Origin of the sequence: Streptomyces sp. NBC_00683, from assembly GCF_036226745.1 — a bacterium.
Taxonomy (GTDB): Bacteria; Actinomycetota; Actinomycetes; order Streptomycetales; family Streptomycetaceae; genus Streptomyces.
In genome coordinates, this window is the sequence record NZ_CP109013.1 from 3,714,260 (window position 1) to 3,733,678 (window position 19,419).

The 19,419-nt window shown below is 72.2% G+C and carries 16 protein-coding genes; 7 read left to right on the top strand and 9 right to left on the bottom strand.

Going from position 1 to position 19,419, the window contains the following annotated elements:
- Positions 1–34: 34 nt before the first annotated feature.
- From mptB to OG257_RS16460, 3 genes are all read right to left on the bottom strand, one after another.
- Positions 35–1,516 carry a polyprenol phosphomannose-dependent alpha 1,6 mannosyltransferase MptB gene (gene mptB, locus OG257_RS16450; protein WP_329208450.1) on the bottom strand — a complete coding sequence of 494 codons (1,482 nt, stop codon included), beginning with the start codon at positions 1,514–1,516 and terminating at the stop codon, positions 35–37.
- Positions 1,517–1,594: 78 nt separating this feature from the next.
- Positions 1,595–2,881, bottom strand: coding sequence for a geranylgeranyl reductase family protein (locus OG257_RS16455; protein ID WP_329208451.1), 1,287 nt, complete (start codon positions 2,879–2,881; stop codon positions 1,595–1,597).
- A gap of 131 nt (positions 2,882–3,012) precedes the next feature.
- Complete coding sequence (locus tag OG257_RS16460; protein ID WP_329208452.1) at positions 3,013–3,705, bottom strand: demethylmenaquinone methyltransferase; 693 nt, start codon at positions 3,703–3,705, stop codon at positions 3,013–3,015.
- A gap of 120 nt (positions 3,706–3,825) precedes the next feature.
- On the opposite strand from OG257_RS16460, the gene OG257_RS16465 reads away from it, so the two are divergent.
- The 3 genes from OG257_RS16465 to OG257_RS16475 all read left to right on the top strand — a co-directional run bounded on the left by OG257_RS16465 (position 3,826) and on the right by OG257_RS16475 (position 6,188).
- Entirely contained in the window at positions 3,826–4,344 is a 519-nt protein-coding gene (locus OG257_RS16465) for a SigE family RNA polymerase sigma factor (RefSeq protein WP_329208453.1), read from the top strand.
- A gap of 9 nt (positions 4,345–4,353) precedes the next feature.
- The gene (locus tag OG257_RS16470) at positions 4,354–5,160 is read left to right on the top strand and encodes a hypothetical protein (protein WP_329208454.1); all 807 of its coding nucleotides are present in this window, start codon (positions 4,354–4,356) and stop codon (positions 5,158–5,160) included.
- A gap of 467 nt (positions 5,161–5,627) precedes the next feature.
- Positions 5,628–6,188, top strand: coding sequence for a DUF3152 domain-containing protein (locus OG257_RS16475; protein ID WP_329208455.1), 561 nt, complete (start codon positions 5,628–5,630; stop codon positions 6,186–6,188).
- 29 nt (positions 6,189–6,217) lie between these two features.
- On the opposite strand, the gene OG257_RS16480 is transcribed toward OG257_RS16475, so the two are convergent.
- From OG257_RS16480 to OG257_RS16495, 4 genes are all read right to left on the bottom strand, one after another.
- Positions 6,218–6,850 carry a hypothetical protein gene (locus OG257_RS16480; protein WP_329208456.1) on the bottom strand — a complete coding sequence of 211 codons (633 nt, stop codon included), beginning with the start codon at positions 6,848–6,850 and terminating at the stop codon, positions 6,218–6,220.
- 7 nt (positions 6,851–6,857) lie between these two features.
- Positions 6,858–8,057, bottom strand: a complete 1,200-nt coding sequence (gene mqnC, locus OG257_RS16485) for a cyclic dehypoxanthinyl futalosine synthase (protein ID WP_329208457.1) — start codon at positions 8,055–8,057, stop codon at positions 6,858–6,860.
- A gap of 72 nt (positions 8,058–8,129) precedes the next feature.
- Complete coding sequence (locus OG257_RS16490) at positions 8,130–9,860, bottom strand: serine/threonine-protein kinase (protein ID WP_329208458.1); 1,731 nt, start codon at positions 9,858–9,860, stop codon at positions 8,130–8,132.
- Positions 9,861–10,217: 357 nt separating this feature from the next.
- A complete protein-coding gene (locus OG257_RS16495; protein ID WP_329208459.1) occupies positions 10,218–11,096 on the bottom strand; it encodes a menaquinone biosynthetic enzyme MqnA/MqnD family protein in 879 nt (292 codons plus the stop codon).
- 308 nt (positions 11,097–11,404) lie between these two features.
- Here OG257_RS16495 and OG257_RS16500 point away from each other — a divergent pair, with 308 nt between their 5' ends.
- The 3 genes from OG257_RS16500 (at position 11,405) to OG257_RS16510 (ending at position 15,334) form a co-directional block, all read left to right on the top strand.
- Positions 11,405–11,608 (top strand): cold-shock protein, encoded by a 204-nt coding sequence (locus tag OG257_RS16500; protein WP_003967102.1) that lies wholly within the window; start codon positions 11,405–11,407, stop codon positions 11,606–11,608.
- 348 nt (positions 11,609–11,956) lie between these two features.
- Entirely contained in the window at positions 11,957–14,929 is a 2,973-nt protein-coding gene (locus OG257_RS16505) for an AfsR/SARP family transcriptional regulator (RefSeq protein WP_329208460.1), read from the top strand.
- A gap of 195 nt (positions 14,930–15,124) precedes the next feature.
- On the top strand, positions 15,125–15,334 hold the full coding sequence (locus tag OG257_RS16510; RefSeq protein WP_329208461.1) for a hypothetical protein: 210 nt from the start codon (positions 15,125–15,127) through the stop codon (positions 15,332–15,334).
- 77 nt (positions 15,335–15,411) lie between these two features.
- Here the strand turns inward: OG257_RS16510 and OG257_RS16515 are convergent, their stop codons facing one another.
- Positions 15,412–15,948, bottom strand: coding sequence for a hypothetical protein (locus OG257_RS16515; RefSeq protein ID WP_329208462.1), 537 nt, complete (start codon positions 15,946–15,948; stop codon positions 15,412–15,414).
- Between the two features lie 216 nt (positions 15,949–16,164).
- Between OG257_RS16515 and OG257_RS16520 the strand changes: the two genes are divergently transcribed.
- Positions 16,165–16,821, top strand: coding sequence for a hypothetical protein (locus OG257_RS16520; protein ID WP_329208463.1), 657 nt, complete (start codon positions 16,165–16,167; stop codon positions 16,819–16,821).
- Positions 16,822–16,843: 22 nt separating this feature from the next.
- Here the strand turns inward: OG257_RS16520 and OG257_RS16525 are convergent, their stop codons facing one another.
- Positions 16,844–19,231 (bottom strand): serine/threonine-protein kinase, encoded by a 2,388-nt coding sequence (locus OG257_RS16525; protein ID WP_329208464.1) that lies wholly within the window; start codon positions 19,229–19,231, stop codon positions 16,844–16,846.
- Between the last annotated feature and the right edge of the window lie 188 nt (positions 19,232–19,419).

Below are 19,419 nucleotides of genomic sequence, written 5' to 3' on the forward strand. Positions count from 1 at the left end.
GGAGTGACGGCCCGTCGGTGTGCGCCGGTGCCGGTCAGTGCGAGGCGGCCGGCATGTCCGCCTCCGCGTCCGTCACGGCGTCCTCGGGCCTGCGCTGCGACGGCACCCGGGGCAACTCCCGCGTGGCCGCCTCGCGGCGCAGGAGCAGCACCCCGGCCACGCAGGTGAGGCCCGCCAGCACGAATCCGTACACGGGAGTCGAGCCGGAGGGCTGCGTCTCGTACACGAGCGCCGCCGACAGCACGGTCACCACGTTCCGGATCCGGCCCTCGCACGCGGTGGCGGCGAGCACCGCCGTACCCCACAGCAGGTACCACGGCTGCACCATCGGGGAGAGGGCCACCAGCGTCACCAGGGCGACCCCCAGGGCGTGGACCGGTTCCGTACGGCCGGCCGCGGAGCGCCACGCGAGGCGGACGATCAGCACGAGGGCCACCAGCAGACCCAGGTTCTGCACGGCGGACTTCACCGGGTCCGGGTCGGTGCCGACGGTCAGCCGCAGCAGCTCGCCGAGCCCGAGGCCGAGGTCGCTGCTGGCCGACAGCGCGGTGTGTATGCGTCCGGCGACGCCCTGGGTGCCCAGCCAGCCGAAGCCCGTGCCGCCCAGGAGCGTCACCAGGGCCACGACCGCCCCGGCGACGAGTCCGGGCGCCAGCAGCCCCTTCGCCGCCCGGCGCAGGACGGACCCCGTCGCCGCCCGGCCCACCACGACGCCGACGAACAACAGCGCCACGGCCGCCGGGGACTTCACCATCACGGCGAGGCCGATGAGCGCCGCGCCGGTGATCCACCGCCCGCGCAGGGCGAGCACCGCGCCCGCCAGCATGAGGCCGATCATCAGTCCGTCGTTGTGCATGCCGCCGACGACGTGCACGAGCAGCAGCGGGTTGAGCGCGCCCAGCCGGAGGGCCGCGCTCTCGCTGCGGCCGTGCTGCCGGGCGAGGTGCCGCAGGCCCCATACGATCAGCGCCAGCGCGCCCAGGGCGATGATCCGCATGCCCAGCACGGCGGGGACGATCGTTCCGCCCGTCGCCCATGCGACACCCCGCGCGAGGATGAGGAAGAACGGGCCGTACGGGGCCGGGGTGTCGGTCCAGTGGCCGCCGACGCTCGCCGCGGCGTCGCCGCCCGGCCCGGCGGGGTCGAGTACCGACGGCCCGGCGCTGTAGACGTCGTGGCCTTCGAGGACCATCGCACCCTGGGCTATGTAGCTGTACACGTCGGCGCTGTGGAGCGGCGGGGCCAGGACGAGCGGGGCCGCCCAGCAGACGAGGGTGCGGAGCGTGTCGCGCACGGAGGCGCCGGCCCTGCCGTACTGCCACCAGGCGACGACGAGCAGGGTGAGCCCGCCGTACGCCAGGAAGTACCCCACGGCGCCCGCCGCGGCCCCGTGAGGCACCCACAGCCCCCACGGGTCGCGGGCCGGCAGTGTGCCGACGGCCCAGCCGCCCAGGGCGACCCCGGCCGATCCGGCCGTACCCAGCCGACGGCACGCGCCGGCGCTCCACTCCCCCATGGCCCGCATGGTCCGCAACCTACACCGGGCCCGCGGCCGGACACAGGGTCCGGGTCACACCCTCCGGCGGACCCCGGTTCAGGCCTTCGGTGCGACCTTCGAGAGCCCGTTGATGATGCGGTCCATCGCGTCGCCGCCCGTCGGGTCGGTGAGGTTGGCGAGCATCTTCAGCGTGAACTTCATCAGGAGGGGGTGGGTCAGCCCCCGCTGGGTCGCGATCTTCATGATCTTCGGGTTGCCGATCAGCTTCACGAAGGCGCGGCCCATCGTGTAGTAGCCGCCGTAGGTCTCCTTGAGCACCTTCGGGTAGTTGTTCAGGGCCAGTTCGCGCTGGGCGGGGGTGGCGCGGGCGTGGGCCTGGACGATGACGTCCGCGGCGATCTGGCCCGACTCCATGGCGTACGCGATGCCCTCGCCGTTGAACGGGTTGATCATGCCGCCCGCGTCACCGACGAGCAGCAGGCCCTTGGTGTAGTGCGGCTGGCGGTTGAAGGCCATCGGGAGCGCGGCGCCGCGGATCGGCATCGTCATGTTCTCCGGGGTGTAGCCCCAGTCCTCCGGCATGGAGGCGCACCAGGCCTTGAGCACCTCGCGCCAGTCGAGCTCCTTGAACGCGGAGGAGGAGTTGAGGATGCCGAGGCCGACGTTGGACGTGCCGTCGCCCATGCCGAAGATCCAGCCGTAGCCGGGCAGCAGGCGGTCCTCGGCGCCGCGCCGGTCCCACAACTCCAGCCAGGACTCCAGGTAGTCGTCGTCGTGGCGGGGCGAGGTGAAGTACGTACGGACCGCGACGCCCATCGGGCGGTCCTCACGGCGGTGCAGGCCCATGGCGAGGGAGAGCCGTGTGGAGTTGCCGTCGGCGGCGACGACGAGGGGGGCGTGGAAGGTGACCGGGGTCTTCTCCTCGCCGACCTTGGCGGTCACGCCGGTGATGCGTCCGGTGCGCTCGTCGAGGATCGGCGCACCGACGTTGCAGCGCTCGTGCAGCCGCGCGCCGGCCTTCTGCGCCTGGCGGGCCAGCGTCTCGTCGAAGTCGTCGCGCTTGCGGACCAGTCCGTAGTCCGGGAACGAGGCGAGCTCCGGCCAGTCCAGCTGGAGGCGGACGCCACCGCCGATGATGCGCAGGCCCTTGTTGCGCAGCCAGCCGGCTTCCTCGGAGATGTCGATGCCCATGGACACGAGCTGCTTGGTGGCGCGCGGGGTGAGGCCGTCGCCGCAGACCTTCTCCCTCGGGAACGCCGTCTTCTCCAGGAGGAGTACGTCGAGTCCGGCCTTGGCGAGGTAGTACGCGGTCGTGGAGCCGGCTGGGCCCGCCCCGACGACGATCACGTCCGCGCTGTGTTCGGAGAGGGGCTGCTCGGTCACGGTCGGATCTCCCGAAGACTCGAAATCGCGTGCCGCGCGGCACCGGTCGCTTGCAGTCTATGGGTGCCCGGCCGGGGCGGTCCCGGCGGCCGGGCCGGGTCGTCCGGGGCCCGATCCGCAGGTACCGGGGTTCAGTCGCGCACACCCCGGTGCAGTGCCACCACACCACCGGTGAGGTTGCGCCAGGCGACGTCCGACCAGCCGGCCTTCTGCAGCCGGGCCGCGAGGCCCGCCTGGTCGGGCCAGGCGCGGATCGACTCGGCGAGGTACACGTACGCGTCCGGGTTGGTGCACACGGTGCGGGCGACCGGCGGCAGTGCCCGCATCAGGTACTCGCTGTAGACCCTGCGGAACGGCGCCCACGTCGGCTGCGAGAACTCGCAGATCACGACCCGGCCGCCGGGCTTGGTCACCCGGTACAGCTCGCGCAGCGCCTGGTCGGTGTCCTGGATGTTGCGCAGCCCGAAGGAGATCGTGACGGCGTCGAACGTCTCGTCCTTGAAGGGGAGTTTCGTACCGTCGCCCGCGGTGAACGGCATCCACGGGTGACGCTCCTTGCCGACCCGCAGCATCCCGATCGAGAAGTCGCAGGGCACCACGTAGGCGCCCGCCCGGGCGAAGGGCTGCGAGGAGGTGCCGGTTCCGGCGGCCAGGTCGAGGATCTTCTGCGCCGGGCGCGCGTCCACCGCCTTCGCGACCTCCTTGCGCCAGAGCCTGGCCTGCCCGAGGGAGATCACGTCGTTGGTGAGGTCGTAGTTCGCCGCCACGTCGTCGAACATCGAGGCGACTTCGTGCGGCTGCTTGTCCAGGGATGCTCGGGTCACCCTCCCATTCAAGCAGCCCCGGTGCCGACGTCTCACGGCGGCGTGAGCCGCTTCAACCTTTTGGGCCCGGCGGCACTCAGTAACAGGGTGAGACCACCGAGAACCGGAGAGAGGAGGCAGATGTCCACCGCCCACAGCCGGGATTCCGCCGGCTCCACGAGCTTCGAGGAATTCGCCCGGGCGAGCCAGCGCCGTCTCTACCGGACGGCGTATCTGCTCTGCGGTGACGCGGAGGGTGCTCGCGATCTGACCCAGACGACGCTGGCGAAACTGTTCCAGCACTGGCGGCGGGCGAGCACGGCCCAGTACCCGGAAGCCTATGCGCGCACCGTGCTGACGCGCACCTATCTCGCGGAGCGCCGACGCCGGATCCGCGATCTTCTCGCCCACACCCCGGTCGACACCCCGCGTGCCGCCGTCGGCCCCGAGCTCACGGTGACGCTGCTGGCCGCACTGGCCGGACTCCCGCCCCGGGCACGGGCGATGGTCGTGCTGCGCTACTGGGAGGACCTGAGCGTCGAGTCCGTCGCCGAACTCCTGAGGTGCAGCGAGTCCACGGTCAAGAGCCAGTGCTCGCGATCACTGGCGCGGCTGCGGGAGCAGTTGGGGCCGGCCCACGTCTACACAACCGAGAGCTGAGGATCCGCGATGAGCAACGATGTCTCCCTGCTCAGGGACGCGATGGAGCATGCGGTCGACGACCTGCCGCCGCTGCCCGACCTGACCGCGGCCGCCGCCGCGTCGGGGCGGCGGCGCCGGACCCGGGCGCGGCTGACGGTCGTGGCGAGCGCCCTGGGGGTGGCCGGGCTGGCGGCGCTCGGGGCGGTCGCGCTGCCGGGCGGCGGCCCGCAGGCCGGTGTCGCGGCCACCGGTACGGGCCCCCCGGCCCCGTACCGCACGCCCGTGCATGTGGAGGCCACCTCGGGCGAGCCCGAGGAGGGGAGCCTGAACGGTCTGTCCGGCGCCGAGCGGAAGCGGTTCGAGGAGTTCCAGCAGTGGACGGCAGCCGTCCTGGACGGGGCGCTGCCGGACGCGGTCGGGACGATCCGTCCGCTCGACTCCTCCGTCGTCGCCTACCAGGGGGAGAAGGACGGGAACCTGTTCCGTGTGACGTTCGCGGTGCGGCCGGACGACGGTGTGGCCGAGGGGCCCTGCACGAGCATTCCGGAGAAGGCGATGACGTGCGGGACGGTGGAGCTGGAGGCCGGTACGGAAGTGAGGATCCGGGTCGGCGCCTCGGGCTCGATGGAAACCAACGCCACCTCGATGGCGTTCACCTACAAGGGCAGTGACGTCCGGCTGGAGATCGCCCCGGACGAGCGGACAGGGAGGTCCGCACCGGTGACCGCGCAGCAACTCCTCGACGGGGTAAGGGAGAGCGGGCTGCTGGACGTCGTGCGGTACGCGGACGAGCACCCGCTGCTCGAGAAACAGGTGAGCGTCCGGGGCGGTTGATCCCCGGTCTGCGGGGCGAGGACGCGGTCCCGCGGGCATTCCCCGACGACCACCCGGCACGGACAGACGAACTGACGGACGGACGCACCGTGAACACGCAGACAGGTCACCGAATACGGGGCGCCGCCACCCGCCGCCCGCCGGGAGCGGCAGCTCCCGGCCGGCCCCGACGGTCCCGGCAGCAGGCCCGCGCTCGACGAAGACGCAGGCAGAGACGCTCGCTGGTCCTTCTGGCTGCCTTCGTCGGCACCGTCACCTCGGTCTTCCTCTACCTGAACCACCCGTGGCGGCAACCCGCCCCGCCGACCGCCGCTCCGGCCCCGCCGCCCGCGGTCACGTCGGTCCCCTCCCTCATCGCGAGGACTCCCGAGGCCCCGGACAGCCCTCGGGCCGCGGCTCCCCCCTCCCCCCGTTCTCCCGGGCCCTCCCGGAGCGCGAAGAAGTCCGGTGCGCCTAAGGTGCCGAAGGTGCCCGAGTCCGGCCCCGGCACCTTCACGGTCGCCCGGAAGGGCGTCACGGCCGCGGGCAGCGGCCACCCCTACCGTGTCGAGGTGGAGAACGGCAGCGGAGTCGATCCCGACCGGGCCGCCGAGGACGTCGCCGCGATCCTCGCCGACCCGCGCGGCTGGAGCAGGGGAGGAACCCGCTCCTTCCGCCAGGTGACCGACAGTTCGGCCGGGCTGGTGATCCGTATCGGCACACCGGACACCACCGACCGGCTGTGCGGCACCTTCGACCTGAACACCCGCGGCGAGCTCAACTGCCGCGGCGACAAGGACGTCATGGTCAACCTGCGGCGCTGGCAGCTCGGTTCACCGACATTCGACGGCTCGCCGGCCGAGTACCGGGCGCTGATCATCAACCATGAGGTCGGCCACTGGCTGGGCCACGGCCATGAGACCTGCCCGGGCCCCGGGCGCCCGGCTCCGGCGATGATGCAGCAGATCAAGGGCCTGAAGGGATGCGTGTCGAACGCCTGGCCCTACACCTCCGACGGAAAGTACCTGGGCGGCCCGTCCGCGCGCTGACCTCCACGTACGGAGCGGGGGGCAGGCCGTCATGAGCTGCGGAAGACCAGGCGCCCGCCGAGAACGGTCGCGACACAGCTGCCCGCGCCCACCCTGGCCAGTTCCGCCGCGTCCCGCACGTCGAACACCGCCAGGTCGGCGGCGCCGCCGATGACCGGCGGCCCGCCGAACGCCCTCGCCGGCTCCCGTGCCCCCGCGAGCGGATCGAGGGACACGGGCCGGTCCGCGTCCCCCTCGGCCGGTGCGTGGACGCGGAGTCCCGAGCGCATGACCGCCGTGCGCACGGCGGGCCGGGTGAAGGTGCCCGCGACGGCGGTCGTTCCGTGCCGGAGCATCCGCTGCAGCCCGCGCCGGGCACTCGCGCCCCACCGGGCGTCGTCCATCCCGAGGGCGGCGACCGCGTCGCCGGTCAGCGGGACGGTGCCCAGTTCGTCCGCCTCGCGCGGGTCGGGGTGGTAGGCCGCCTCCAGGAGGGCGGGCGCCGAGACGTTCACCAGGCCCGGCGTGATGAGCCCGGACCAGCGCCGCACCCTGGCCTGCGGGAAGGCGCCGGTGACGTCCCCGTACGAGCCCACGGAGACGACGAAGCCGCCGTCCACGGCCACGGAATCCGCCCCTTTTGGGGCGCCGAGGACCGCGTCGGCGGCATGAATCGTCAGCACGGCAGGATCAGTTGGCGTCGAGGAGCTTCAGCTCCGGGTGGGCGGTGCCGCCCGCGATCGCCGTGGACGAGATGTGCGAGACGACCCGCTCGTCGACCGGGTCGTTCGCCGGGTCGTCGTGGACGACGAGGTGCTCGTACGTCGTGGCGCGCTGCGCCGGTACCCGGCCCGCCTTGCGGATCAGGTCGATGATCTCCAGGCGGTTCGAGCGGTGCTTGGCGCCGGCCGAGGAGACGACGTTCTCCTCCAGCATGATCGAGCCGAGGTCGTCCGCGCCGTAGTGCAGCGACAGCTGGCCGACCTCCTTGCCGGTGGTCAGCCAGGAGCCCTGGATGTGGGCGACGTTGTCGAGGAAGAGCCGGGCGATGGCGATCATCCGCAGGTACTCGAAGAGCGTGGCCTGCGTCTGGCCCTTCAGCTTGTTGTTCTCCGGCTGGTACGTGTAGGGGATGAAGGCGCGGAAGCCGCCCGTCCGGTCCTGTACGTCACGGATCATCCGCAGGTGCTCGATGCGCTCGGCGTTGGTCTCGCCGGTGCCCATCAGCATGGTGGAGGTGGACTCGACGCCCAGGCCGTGGGCGATCTCCATGATCTCCAGCCAGCGCTCGCCCGACTCCTTGAGCGGAGCGATCGCGGTGCGCGGCCGGGCAGGCAGCAACTCGGCGCCGGCACCGGCGAAGGAGTCGAGGCCGGCGGCGTGGATGCGCTGGATGGCCTCCTTCGCGGAGACGCCGGAGATGCGCGCCATGTGCTCGATCTCGGAGGCGCCGAGCGAGTGGATGACCAGCTGCGGGAACGCCTTCTTGATCGCGGAGAAGTGCTCCTCGTAGTACTCGACGCCGTAGTCCGGGTGGTGACCGCCCTGGAACATGATCTGTGTACCGCCCAGCTCGACGGTCTCCGCGCAGCGGCGCAGGATGTCGTCGAGATCGCGGGACCAGCCCTTGTCGGTGTCCTTGGGCGCTGCGTAGAAGGCGCAGAACTTGCAGGCCGTGACACACACGTTGGTGTAGTTGATGTTGCGCTCGATGATGTACGTCGCGATGTGCTCCGTACCCGCGTAGCGACGGCGGCGCACGGTGTCGGCCGCCACCCCCAGCGCGTGCAGCGGTGCCGACCGGTACAGGTCGAGCGCCTCCTCCGGGGAGATCCGCCCGCCTTCGGCGGCGCGGTCGAGGACGGGCTGAAGGTCGGCCTTCTCGGTCACCGGGCTGTCACCTTTCGGCGGTTTCTCTACGGATCCACGGACCGATCCAGCCTACGCCAGGCCCTGCCGGAGTCAGGCGTCGGACCGGGTCAGCGTGCCCTTCGGGGTGCCGGCGGCCTCCTCCTGGGAGCGGTAGCCGAGCTTGTCGCCGGTGAGGGTGAAGACCAGATCGGCGTCGCCGCCGGTGCACAGGGCGCTGTCGGCGTTGTCCGGGTCGGTGCGTTCCCGGATCCTCACCTCCGTTGCCGTACCGGAGACGAACCGGCCGATGCCCTTGCACTCGACGGTCGTTCCGAGCACATCGAGCCGGTGCGAAAGGCGGACGACGTCCTCGCCCTTCCTGCCTTCCGTGAAGACGGCGGTGACCGTGCCGTGCGGCAGGCCGCTGCGTTCGGTGGTGGGCCCCTGCCAGGTGCCGGCGAACGCCTCGGGCAGCGTGCTCACCGGACCGCCGCCCGTGGCGGTCGGTTCCGGGGCGGTCGTTCCCGGGCTCTTCGACGCGGTGGCGGCCGGGGGCTTCGCGGCTCCGTCGTTGTGGCTGTCGGCGCCGCCGTCCTGCAGCAGGTCCTGGAGCATCCCCGTGCCGAGCGTCACCGCGGCGAGTGCTCCGGCCACGGCCAGCGCGACGGTGCAGCTCACCCGCCGCCCCCGGCCCGCACCGGGTTGCGAGTCGGCGCTCACGCTGACGGCGACGCGACCGCCGGATCCGCGCTGCCCGGGCACGCCGGTCCTGTCACCGCTGTCCGGACCGGCCGTACTCTCCCTGCCGGCCGGGCCCTCGGACCCGCCGGTGCGCGGCGGCAGGGACGGCGGGGGCGGCGCGAGGGGCGGGCCGAACGTGCCGAGCGCCGCGTTCCCCAGTGACGCGTTGCTGAACGGCACCGGGCCGGACTGGACCGGGGTCTCCTGCGGCTCCAGGTCGAGCAGTGCCACCGCGGCCCGGCTGACCTCGCGCACCAGGGAGTTCGGCAGCCAGCCCGCCGTCACCAGCGCGGCGGCCCCGCCCGGCGCGAGCCTGCGGGCCAGCTCCGCCGGGGCCGGCCGGTCACCGGGGTTCTTCGCCAGACACCCGGCCACCAGTTCGCGCAGTTCGCCCTCCAGGTCGCCCAGTTCGGGTTCCTCGTGCACCACCTTGTAGAGGAGTACGGCGGAGGAGTCGCCCGCGAAGGGGGCGTTGCCGGTCGCCGCGTACGCGAGGACCGCCCCGAGCGAGAAGACGTCGGCGGCGCCGGAGATGTCCAGGCCCCGGATCTGTTCCGGCGCCATGTAGCCGGGCGAGCCGACCGAGACCCCGGTGGAGGTGAGGGAGACGGTCGCGCCGAGGGCACGGGCGATCCCGAAGTCGATCAGCCGGGGGCCGTCGAGTGCCAGCAGGACGTTGGACGGTTTCACGTCCCGGTGGATGAGGCCGTGGGCGTGCACGGCGTCGAGCGCCTCACCGAGGCCGGCACCCAGGGTCCGTACCGCGTACTCGGGCAGCGGGCCGTGCCGGGTGACCGCGTCCGAGAGCGGCGGCCCGGCGACGTAACCGGTGGCCACCCAGGGCACGGGCGCGTCCGGGTCGGCGTCCAGGACCGGGGCCGTCCACTGCGCTCCGAGCCGTCGGGCCGCTTCGACCTCGCGCCGGAACCGGGCACGGAACTGCTCGTCGAGGGCGAAGTGGGGGTGGACGACCTTGACCGCCACGGTGCGTCCGCCCGCGCTGCGGCCCAGATAGACGCGGCCCATGCCGCCGGCCCCGAGCCGGCCGAGCAGCCGGTAGGCGCCGATGCTGTGCGGTTCGCCGGCTTCCAGCGGCTGCATACGGTCTCCCCCTGTGGGCCTTTGGGACCTCCGACCGCAGCCTAGGGCGCACAGGTCATGCGGTCACTGAGAACCCTTCTGCCGATTTCGCCCCTAAGGGCACGAAGGGCGGTTTTCGCCACAGTGAAAGGCGCGAATACGCCGTTCATCCGCGCGATACCGGGACGCAGGCCGGATGCGTTCCGGAGGTTGTCCGCTATTCGGCTTCGGGTGCACAGGGCGGGCCCCCGCCCATTCATCCCTTTGCCGGAAGGGAATGCCGGTGGCGGCCTCCGTACACGGAGACCGATAAACGGCCGGCCGACCCGGGAAGGTACGGGATTCACCTATTCCCGCACCATTCCCGTCGCGCCCGGGTCAGCCGCCGAGCAGCTCGACCGTCACGTCCGCGGGGAATCCGGTCGTCGGTCCCGTCCTGCGGGCGAACTCGCGCACCCCGGCCAGCTGGTCCGGGCCGAAGCGGAAGTCCAGGGTCGTGAAGTAGCGCTCCAGCACCTCGGCGTCGAACGCCTCCCAGCGCGCCGCCTGCTCGGCCACCTTCGTGACCTCCTCCAGCGAGACGTCACGCGAGGCCAGGAACGCCTCGTGCACCTTCTCCACATACAGGGGGTGCGAGGCCAGGTAGTCCTTGCGGACCGCCCAGACGGCGAAGACGAACGGCAGCCCCGTCCATTCCTTCCACATCTTGCCCAGGTCGTGGACCTGCAGTCCGAGCCTCGGGGCGTCGTGCAGGTTGGCCCGCAGAGCGGCGTCGCCGATCAGCACGGCCGCATCGGCCTCCTGCATCATCAGGCCGAGATCGGGCGGGCAGGTGTAGTAGTCGGGCGTGACCCCGAAGCGTTCCGCGAGCAGCAGCTGGGCGAGCCGTACGGAGGTACGGGAGGTCGAGCCGAGCGCCACCCGGGCCCCGTCGAGCCGGTCGAGCGGAAGCTGCGAGACGATCACGCACGACATCACGGGCCCGTCGCAGCCGACCGCGATGTCGGGGAGGGCGACCAGGTCGTCGGCGTTGCGCAGGAACTCGACCAGGGTGACGGGACCGATGTCGAGGTCGCCCCTGATCAGCTGCTCACTGAGTCTCTCCGGGGTGTCCTTCGAGAGCTCCAGATCGAGCAGGGTTCCCGTCCGTGCCAGGCCCCAGTAGAGGGGAAGGCAGTTGAGGAACTGGATGTGGCCGACGCGCGGCCTGCTGCGACGGTCGTCGCCTTCTACGGGAGAGACGGTTGAATTGTCCACATCGCGAGGCTAGACCTGCGCCCCCGGGCGGGCACCATCGGGGCGCCCGGACGGCTCCCCGGGCCTCCTCCGGCACCCCCTTCGGGGACCCCTTCATGGCCTCGAGCGCACGTCCGCCAAACATCCGAGTGAAGTGATCTTTCCCTCTACCGCTCCCCGCAGACTGCGTGCTAGGCTCGCCCGCAAGTTGCAGTTTGGTTTCCCTTGCAGTACAGAGCCTGCGGAGCATGTAACCCGCAGGCTTTTGTAGTTTTCAGACTTGTTTGCAGGTTCTGGAGCAGGGCAACCCTTTGGCCCAAGGAGGGCTTATGGCTACCGGAACCGTCAAGTGGTTCAACGCTGAAAAGGGCTTCGGCTTCATCGCCCAGGACGGCGGCGGCCCGGATGTCTTCGTTCACTATTCCGCGATCAACGCGTCCGGGTTCCGCTCTCTCGAGGAGAACCAGGTCGTGAACTTCGACGTCACTCAGGGACCCAAGGGTCCGCAGGCTGAGAACGTCACCCCGGCCTAGTTGCCCGGGTCGGCCGATCGCGGCCGGTCAGCAGTACCCAAGGAGCCCCGCTCCCCCGCCCCGGCGGAGGAGCGGGGCTCCTGCCTTTCGTCCACCGACCGGTGCCGCGCCCCTGCGGCGCCGACGGTGCCGGCACCCCGGTCGGCGTGCCCGGGGAGCTCCGTCCGACGCGGCGTCACATGTCCGAAAAGGCCGCCGTCCCCGAATCGTTGTCGAGGCCTTGTGCAGAGCGTCACCCACTGCTGACGAGTCCGCCTATAACAAGGCAGACTGTTGAGCGCGATACCAGCGCCACGGAGCAGAGCACGATCGGCAGGACCGGCGGGGCAAGCAGGACAGGGGGCATCAATGGACCGCGACAACGGACCTCGTGTGCGCGTTCCGGAGCAACGTGCTCCGCAAGAACGGACGGCCGGCACCGAACTGCGCTTCGCCGTGCTGGGTCCCGTTCGCGCCTGGCGCGGCGAAGAGGCCCTGGCGTCCGGGTCGCCCCAGCAACGGGCCCTGCTGGTCGCCCTGCTCCTGCGCGACGGCCGCACGGCCACCGCCGCCGAGCTCATCGACGCCCTCTGGGGCGACGACCCTCCCTCTCAGGCGCTCGCGGCGGTACGGACGTACGCGTCCCGGCTCCGCAAGATCCTGGGCCAGGACACCCTGGTCAGCGAGTCGGGCGGCTATGCGATCCGGATCAGCCGCGAGGCGCTCGACCTCACGCTCGCGCAGGACCTGGCCGCCGAGGCGGAGAAGGCGCGCGGCGGCGGGGACCGCTGCCAGGCCCGCACCCTGATCAACAAGCTGCTCGGCCTGTGGGACGGCGAGGCGCTCGCCTCGGTGCCCGGCCCGTACGCGGAGAACCAGCGCACCAGCCTGGAGGAATGGCGTCTCCAGCTCACCGAGACCCGGCTCGACATGGACCTGGAGGTCGGCTGCCACGCCGAGGCCGTCTCTGAGCTGACCGCACTCACCGCCGCGCACCCCCTGCGCGAGCGGCTGCGCGAACTGCTGATGGTCGCCCTGTACCGCAGCGGCCGCCAGGCCGAGGCGCTCGCGGTGTACGCGGACACCCGACGGCTGCTCGCCGAGGAACTGGGTGTCGACCCGCGCCCCGAACTGGCCCAGCTCCAGCAGCGGATCCTGCAGGCCGACGAGGAACTGGCCCGCCCGGTCGACGAACCGGCCCCCGCCACCGTCCCGGTCCGCCCCGCCCAGCTCCCGGCCACCGTCCCGGACTTCACGGGCCGCGCCCCCTTCGTGACCGAGCTGGGCGACCGGCTCGCCACCGCCGAGGGCTGCGTCATGGCCGTCTCCGCACTGGCCGGTATCGGCGGCGTCGGCAAGACGACGCTGGCCGTCCACGTGGCCCACCGGGCCCGCCCGCACTTCCCCGACGGCCAGCTGTACGTGGACCTCCAGGGCGCGGGCGCGAGAGCCGCCGAACCGGAGACGGTCCTGGGGTCGTTCCTGCGTGCCCTGGGCACCCCCGATTCCGCGATCCCGGACTCCCTGGACGAGCGGGCCGCCCTGTACCGCTCCACCCTGGACGGCCGCCGCATCCTGGTCCTCCTGGACAACGCCCATGACGCGGCCCAGATCCGCCCCCTGCTCCCCGGCACGGCGGGCTGCGCGGCCCTGGTCACCAGCCGGGTCCGCATGGTCGACCTGGCGGGCGCACACCTGGTGGACCTGGACGTGATGTCCCCCGAGGAGGCCCTGCAGCTCTTCACCCGCATCGTCGGCAACGAACGCGTCACCTCCGAGCGCGAGGCCGCCCTCGACGTCGTCGCCGCGTGCGGGTTCCTGCCCCTGGCCATCCGTATCGCCGCGTCCCGGCTGGCCGCCCGCCGCACCTGGACGGTCTCGGTGCTGGCCTCGAAGCTCGCCGACGAACGCCGCAGGCTGGACGAGCTCCAGGCGGGCGACCTCGCGGTGAAGGCGACCTTCGAGCTCGGCTACGGCCAGCTGGAACCCCAGCAGGCCCGCGCCTTCCGCCTCCTGGGCCTGGCGGACGGCCCGGACATCTCCCTCGCGGCGGCCGCGGCCCTCCTGAACCTGGAGACGCACGCGGCGGAGGACCTCCTGGAGGCCCTGGTCGACACGAGCCTCCTGGAGTCGGCGGCACCGGGCCGCTACCGCTACCACGACCTGGTGCGCCTCTACGCGCGTGCGTGCGCGGAACGCGACGAACATCCGGCGGTGGAAAGGGAGCTGGCGCTGTCGCGGCTGCTGGACTTCTACCTGGCGACGGCGGCCGGCGTGTACGCGCTGGAGCGGCCCGGGGAGCGGGTGCTCGACCACTTCTCGCGCACCGAGTACCCCGGTCTCACCTTCCGGGTCCGCGAGACCGCGCTGGACTGGCTCTTCTCGGAGTCCAGCGGACTGCTGGCCTGCGCACGCCAGTCGGCCGGATCCGGCATGCCCCGGCGGGCTTCCGACCTGCTCATGGCCGTGGTCGATCTGGGTGAATCAGGCGCGAACTCCCATCAGTTCGCCACTGCGGCCAAAGCCGTGAGCGAGGCGGCCCGGGCGGCGGGGGACGCGCGGGCCGAAGGCCGCGCCCGCACGATGCTCACCCATGTCCTCAGCGTCTCCGGACGGTTCGCCGAGGCGGAGACCGAGGCCAGGCGCGCTCTCGAACTCGGCCGGCTGGCCGACGACCCGGTTTCGCTGGCGCAGGTCCCGAACCAACGAGGCATCGTCGCCCTCTACGAGAACCGGCACACCGATGCCGAAGCCCACCTGACGCAGGCACTGTCCGCCTTCCGCGCCGACGGCAACAAGCCGGGCGAGGCTTCGGCCCTGTGCAACCTGTCCCGGGTCCACCTGGCCACGGGGCGAACGGCCAGTGCGGTGGACCTCGCCCAGCAGGGCGTCGGCATCTACGAGGCGGACGCCTCGGGTCTGGCCCTGCGCCTCGCCAACGGGAAGTACGCGCTGGGACTGGCGCTCACCGGCACGGGCCGGACGAGCCTCGCCCAGCAGGCGCTCACCGAGGCCATGGCCATATTCCGTGACAGCCGCCAGCAGTTGTGGCACGGAATGACCCTGTTCCGGCTGGCCGAGCTGCACCTCGCCATCCGCCAGCCGGCCCACGCGGCGTCCCATGCGGAGCAGGCGCTGGTGATCCTGCGGGGCATCGGCGGCGACTGGCGGCGCGCGAACGTCCTCACCGCGCTGGGGCGGGGGCTCGCGGGCATAGGGCAGACCGACCGCGCACAGGTCTGCTGGAACGAGGCTCTCTCGATCTTCGACGAACTGGGGTCGCCGGAAGCCGATTCGGTACGCGCCCTGCTGGCACCGGCCCCGGTCGCCAGGGCTTCCTGACCGGCGTTCATCAATCGTTTATCGCCTCACGGCACTCTCTTACTCATCGATCCGTCGCGTCGGGGGGCAGACGGATTGCCGAGTGGCCACACCACTAAGGTGAACGGCCCTGGAAGGCCCGCCCGGCGATCCACGGGGGAACCGCCGGGCGGGCCCATCCATCCGCTGTCAGACCTTTTTCAGGAGTTGAACCTCATGGCCGACAAGAGCGACATCCTCAAGCCGACGGACGCGCACGCCACCGGCGAGGAGATCACCACTCAGGACGCCCACGCGACCGGTTCGCCGCTCAAGCCGGCTGACGCGCACGCCACCGGCGAGGAGATCACCACTCTGGACGCCCACGCGACGGGCTCGCCGCTCAAGCCGGCGGACGCGCACGCCACCGGCGAGCCGGCCAACTAGACCTCACGACGCACGGGGAGCGGCCGCGGCGGCGCGGAGGGGGTGCCGTCGCGGCCGCTGCATGTCCGGAACAGGATTCAGTAACGCAGTTCCGCGGTGACCAGGCAGCGCTTCACCCGGGAGACGGTCCGCGGGCTGTCCATGCGGACCGCCAGCGTCTGCGCCTGGTCGTAGTCGAGTTCGACCGTGGTCTCACCGGTGTCCACGGTGTTGCCGCTCGCGTCGAGGAACGTCACATCGACGTCGTACGTGTGTGTGCCCGTCGCCGTCGACCGGATCTGGACCGTCGACGTGGTGACCGCCTTGCGCTTGCCCTTGCGGGGCTGGGCGCAGCGGACGACCCGGACGTCGGGGGCGTCCGTCGCGGTCGCGGTGGGGGTCGGCGTGGAGTAGGTGGAGCCGCCGGACGAACTACTCGACGAGCTGTCGTAGTCGTCGTCGTAGTCGTGATAACCGCCGTTGCTCTTCTTCGAGTTGGAGCATCCGCCGCCCGAGCTGCTGCTCTTGCTGCGGCTCTTGCCGCCCTTGCCGCCGCTGCTGGAGGTGGAGAATCCGGTGAGTGCGAGCACCACCACGACCAGTACCGCCGCGAACCTCATACGTCGCCGCATCATCGATGCAGCCCCCCTTTGTTTGTTGTCGGCCGTCCGGACGCCGCACAGCCGCGCGACACCGTAACGCACAGCATTCCCGCCGCGGACCCGCAGTCCAGTCATGGCCCTGTCACGGTCTGGCAATGGTCTCCGATGGCACGGGTGAGAGGCCGGGCGTAGCGTCGAGGCCGAGAGCGGTGTGGTTGTGTGCCTGCGCACAGGCCCGGGAGGCTGACGATGATCCGCAATGTTCTCGGCTCCGTCCTTGCTCTCCTAGGAGCGGCGGCCGCCGTCCAGAGCCCCTTCCAGAGCTGGTACGACGGCCGCCTCGGCCGGGACTACCGCGTCCAGGACCTGTTCGACGGCATCAGCACCACCTCGTCGGCCGTGCTCGGTTCGATCCTGCTGCCGTTCCTCTTCGCCGCCCTGGTGACCGTGGTGGGCGTGGTGCTCCGCTCACGCTGGGTGGTGGCCGTGGCGGGCCTGATCGTCCTCGGCTTCACCGTGCTGTGGATGGTCCGCCTGGGGCAGGCGACGGGCAGCCTGACCGTGGGCGGCGACGGGTCCGTGCTGCGGATGGGGGTGGCACAGGCGGCCGCGGGCGGTGTGCTGCTCCTGCTGGGCGCCCTCGTGATGTCGGGGCGGCGGCGGGAGGTACGGGCACCGCGTGAGGACCTCGACCCGTATCCCGTACCGCCGGACGACCATCCGGACACCTGGCCTCCGACGCAGGAGCCGGGGATGTCGGCGCAGACGACGCCGTGGCCGGAGCCGGAGGCGCACCCGTACACGGGGCCGGGGACCGGCCAGCACCGGGGCCGGTCCGACGAGGACACCGCCCCGTACCCGGTCCAGGACGAGGACGACGGCCGCTACCCCCCGCCCCGCCCGTGAGACGCCCGTGCGGCGTGCCGGGTTACGTCCGTGCCGCCCGGCTCCCCGTCCCCGTTCCCTTCAGCGCGTCCAGTGCGTACACGCACCGGTCCTTGCTGCAGGCGTAGACGACACCCGCCTGCGCGACCGGTGAGCCCGTGATCTCGCCGCCCGTGGCGAGCTTCCAGCGCAGCTGGCCGCCTGCCGCGTCCAGTGTGTAGAGCACGTGGTCCGCCGAGCCGAAGTGGACCCGGCCGTCCGCGACCACCGGGGCGCCGACCACGTCGCCGCCCGCCGCGAACCGCCACTTGGGCGTGCCGGTCACCGCGTCCAGCGTGTACAGCGCGCTACCGCTGCCGACGTGCACGTTCCCCGCCGTGACCAGCACGGGTTCGATCGACTGCCGGGCCTCCGTCGCGATCCGCCACCGGTCCTTGCCGGTGGAGGCGTCCAGCGCGTACACGGTGCCGAGGTAGTCGGCGAGGTACACCCCGCCCCCGGTGACCGCGGGTCCGGGCGCGAAGGCGGGCGGTGACAGGAAGGCGGCCGGCGACTCGAAGTGCCAGCGCACCCGGCCCGAGACCGTGTCCACGGCCAGCACCCGGGTTCCCGCGGCGACGTACACGAAGCCGTCCGGCGCCGGGGTCACCCGTACGGGCACACCGCCGCAGGAGGCCGCGTCGCCGATGGGGTAGGACCACCGCTCCGTGCCGGTCCGGGCGTCGACGGCCCGCAGCCGCGCGTCCTGCCAGAGGTAGACCGTCCCGTCGTGGATCACCGGCCCGGCCTCGGGCGTCTCGAAGTCGCTCTGGACGCCCCGGGCCTCCCACAGCTTCTCGCCGCTGGACGCCTCCCACGCCTGTACGCCACCCCCGCGCGTCCCGGTCAGGACCGTGCCGCGGTCGGCCTTCAGCGAGTACACCCACGCGTCCGTCTGCAGCCGCCACCGCTCGGCGCCGGTCGCCGCGTCCAGCGCGTACAGGGACGGGCCGTCCGAGGCATGGATCCTGCCCCCGTCGACGGCCATCGCCCAGGCCACGTCCCGCGTCTTGAACTGGCGGCGCCCGTTGCCCACATCCAGCGCGTGGACCTCGAAGGACGTCACGTACAGCAGATCGCCGACCACGACGGGTGTGCCCCACACATCGTTCGACATGCGGAAACGCCACGGCCGCCAGCGGTCCGGCGCCGCGTCCGGGGCGGGCGAGGGGGCGGGCACCGGGGCCGTGGGGGCGGCCCCGCCGGCCGCGCCGTTCAGCCCTGCGGGCGGGCGCACCCAGCCGGTCGCCGGGTCCGCGTGCGCGGCGGCCGCGCCCCGTACGTCCACCGGGCGCGGGCCCGGACCGATCGGCACCTGCGCGCCGGGCAGCCGCACCGGGCCGCCGTCGGGCGCGGGTGCCCCCACCCGCGACGGCGCGGGCGCGGTGCGTACGTCGCCGCCCGCGCGCCAGGCACCGTCCCAGTCGGCACCCGGGGGCGGCGGGCCGGGCTGCTGGGGCGGCGCGACCACGGGCGCGGGCACGGCGGCGGTGCGGCCGCCGCCCCTGCGCTGCTCGATCATCGCGGTCGCCCGGGGTGGCAGCCACGCCGACGCCGTACCGCTGTCGTCACTGCCGGAGGCGAACAGGTGCGGGGCCAGCTGGGCCTGCAGATCGGCCGGGCTGGGCCGCCGCGTCGCGTCCATCTGCATGCAGGACTCGATCAGCGGACGCAGGTCGTCGGGCAGCCCCTCCGTGTCGGGCCCCTCCCGCAACAGCATGAACACGGTCTCGACGGGATTCGCCCCGTGGAAGGGCGCATGTCCCGTCGCCGCGAAGACCAGGGTCGAGCCGAGCGAGAACACATCGCTCGCCCCCGTCACGCTCCGCGAGTCGCGGGCCTGTTCCGGAGACATGTACGCGGGAGTGCCCACCGCGACGTTGGTCATGGTCAGCCGGGTGTTGGAGACCCCGGACGCGATACCGAAGTCGATCACCCGCGGCCCGTCCTCGACCACGAGCACGTTGGACGGCTTCAGGTCGCGGTGGACCAGTCCGGCCCCGTGGATCGACTGCAGGGCCTCCGCGATGCCCGCGGCCAGCCACCGCACGGCCTGCGTCGGCATCGGCCCGCACTCACTCACTATCTCCTCGAGCGAGGGGGCGGGGACGTAGGCGGTGGCCAGCCACGGCACCGCCGCACGCGGATCGGCGTCGACGACGGCGGCGGTGTAGAAGCCGCTCACCGCGCGGGCGGCCTCCACCTCGCGCGTGAAACGGACCCGGAACAGCTGGTCCTCGGCCAATTCCGTGCGTACCGTCTTGATCGCCACCCGCCGGCCCGACGCCGAGCGCGCGAGATAGACCAGCCCCATGCCGCCGGCCCCGAGTCGTCCCAGCACCTCGAACGGGCCGATCCGCCTCGGGTCATGCTGCGTCAGCTGCTCCACCACTTGCCTGCCACCTCCCCGTACGGACCTCAGGAACAGAAGCCCGCGAAATCCCGCCCTGTGCAGCGTCTCACCACTGGGCACCACCTGGCGGTGCGCACCCTGATTCTTCCTGGCTCAGGCCCCGGTTGCGAACCCGGGGGCGGATCGGGGTGTCTTGTGGCACTCCACCCCTTTCAGGACAGCCGCGG

Excerpts from the sequence above, each read along its gene's own strand:
- mptB (WP_329208450.1), bottom strand. The coding sequence starts at position 1,516 with ATGGGGGAGTGGAGCGCCGGCGCGTGCCGTCGGCTGGGTACGGCCGGA.
- OG257_RS16465 (WP_329208453.1), top strand. The coding sequence starts at position 3,826 with ATGTCCACCGCCCACAGCCGGGATTCCGCCGGCTCCACGAGCTTCGAG.
- OG257_RS16470 (WP_329208454.1), top strand. The coding sequence starts at position 4,354 with ATGAGCAACGATGTCTCCCTGCTCAGGGACGCGATGGAGCATGCGGTC.
- OG257_RS16490 (WP_329208458.1), bottom strand. The coding sequence starts at position 9,860 with ATGCAGCCGCTGGAAGCCGGCGAACCGCACAGCATCGGCGCCTACCGG.
- OG257_RS16500 (WP_003967102.1), top strand. The coding sequence starts at position 11,405 with ATGGCTACCGGAACCGTCAAGTGGTTCAACGCTGAAAAGGGCTTCGGC.
- OG257_RS16505 (WP_329208460.1), top strand. The coding sequence starts at position 11,957 with ATGGACCGCGACAACGGACCTCGTGTGCGCGTTCCGGAGCAACGTGCT.
- OG257_RS16510 (WP_329208461.1), top strand. The coding sequence starts at position 15,125 with ATGGCCGACAAGAGCGACATCCTCAAGCCGACGGACGCGCACGCCACC.
- OG257_RS16515 (WP_329208462.1), bottom strand. The coding sequence starts at position 15,948 with ATGATGCGGCGACGTATGAGGTTCGCGGCGGTACTGGTCGTGGTGGTG.
- OG257_RS16520 (WP_329208463.1), top strand. The coding sequence starts at position 16,165 with ATGATCCGCAATGTTCTCGGCTCCGTCCTTGCTCTCCTAGGAGCGGCG.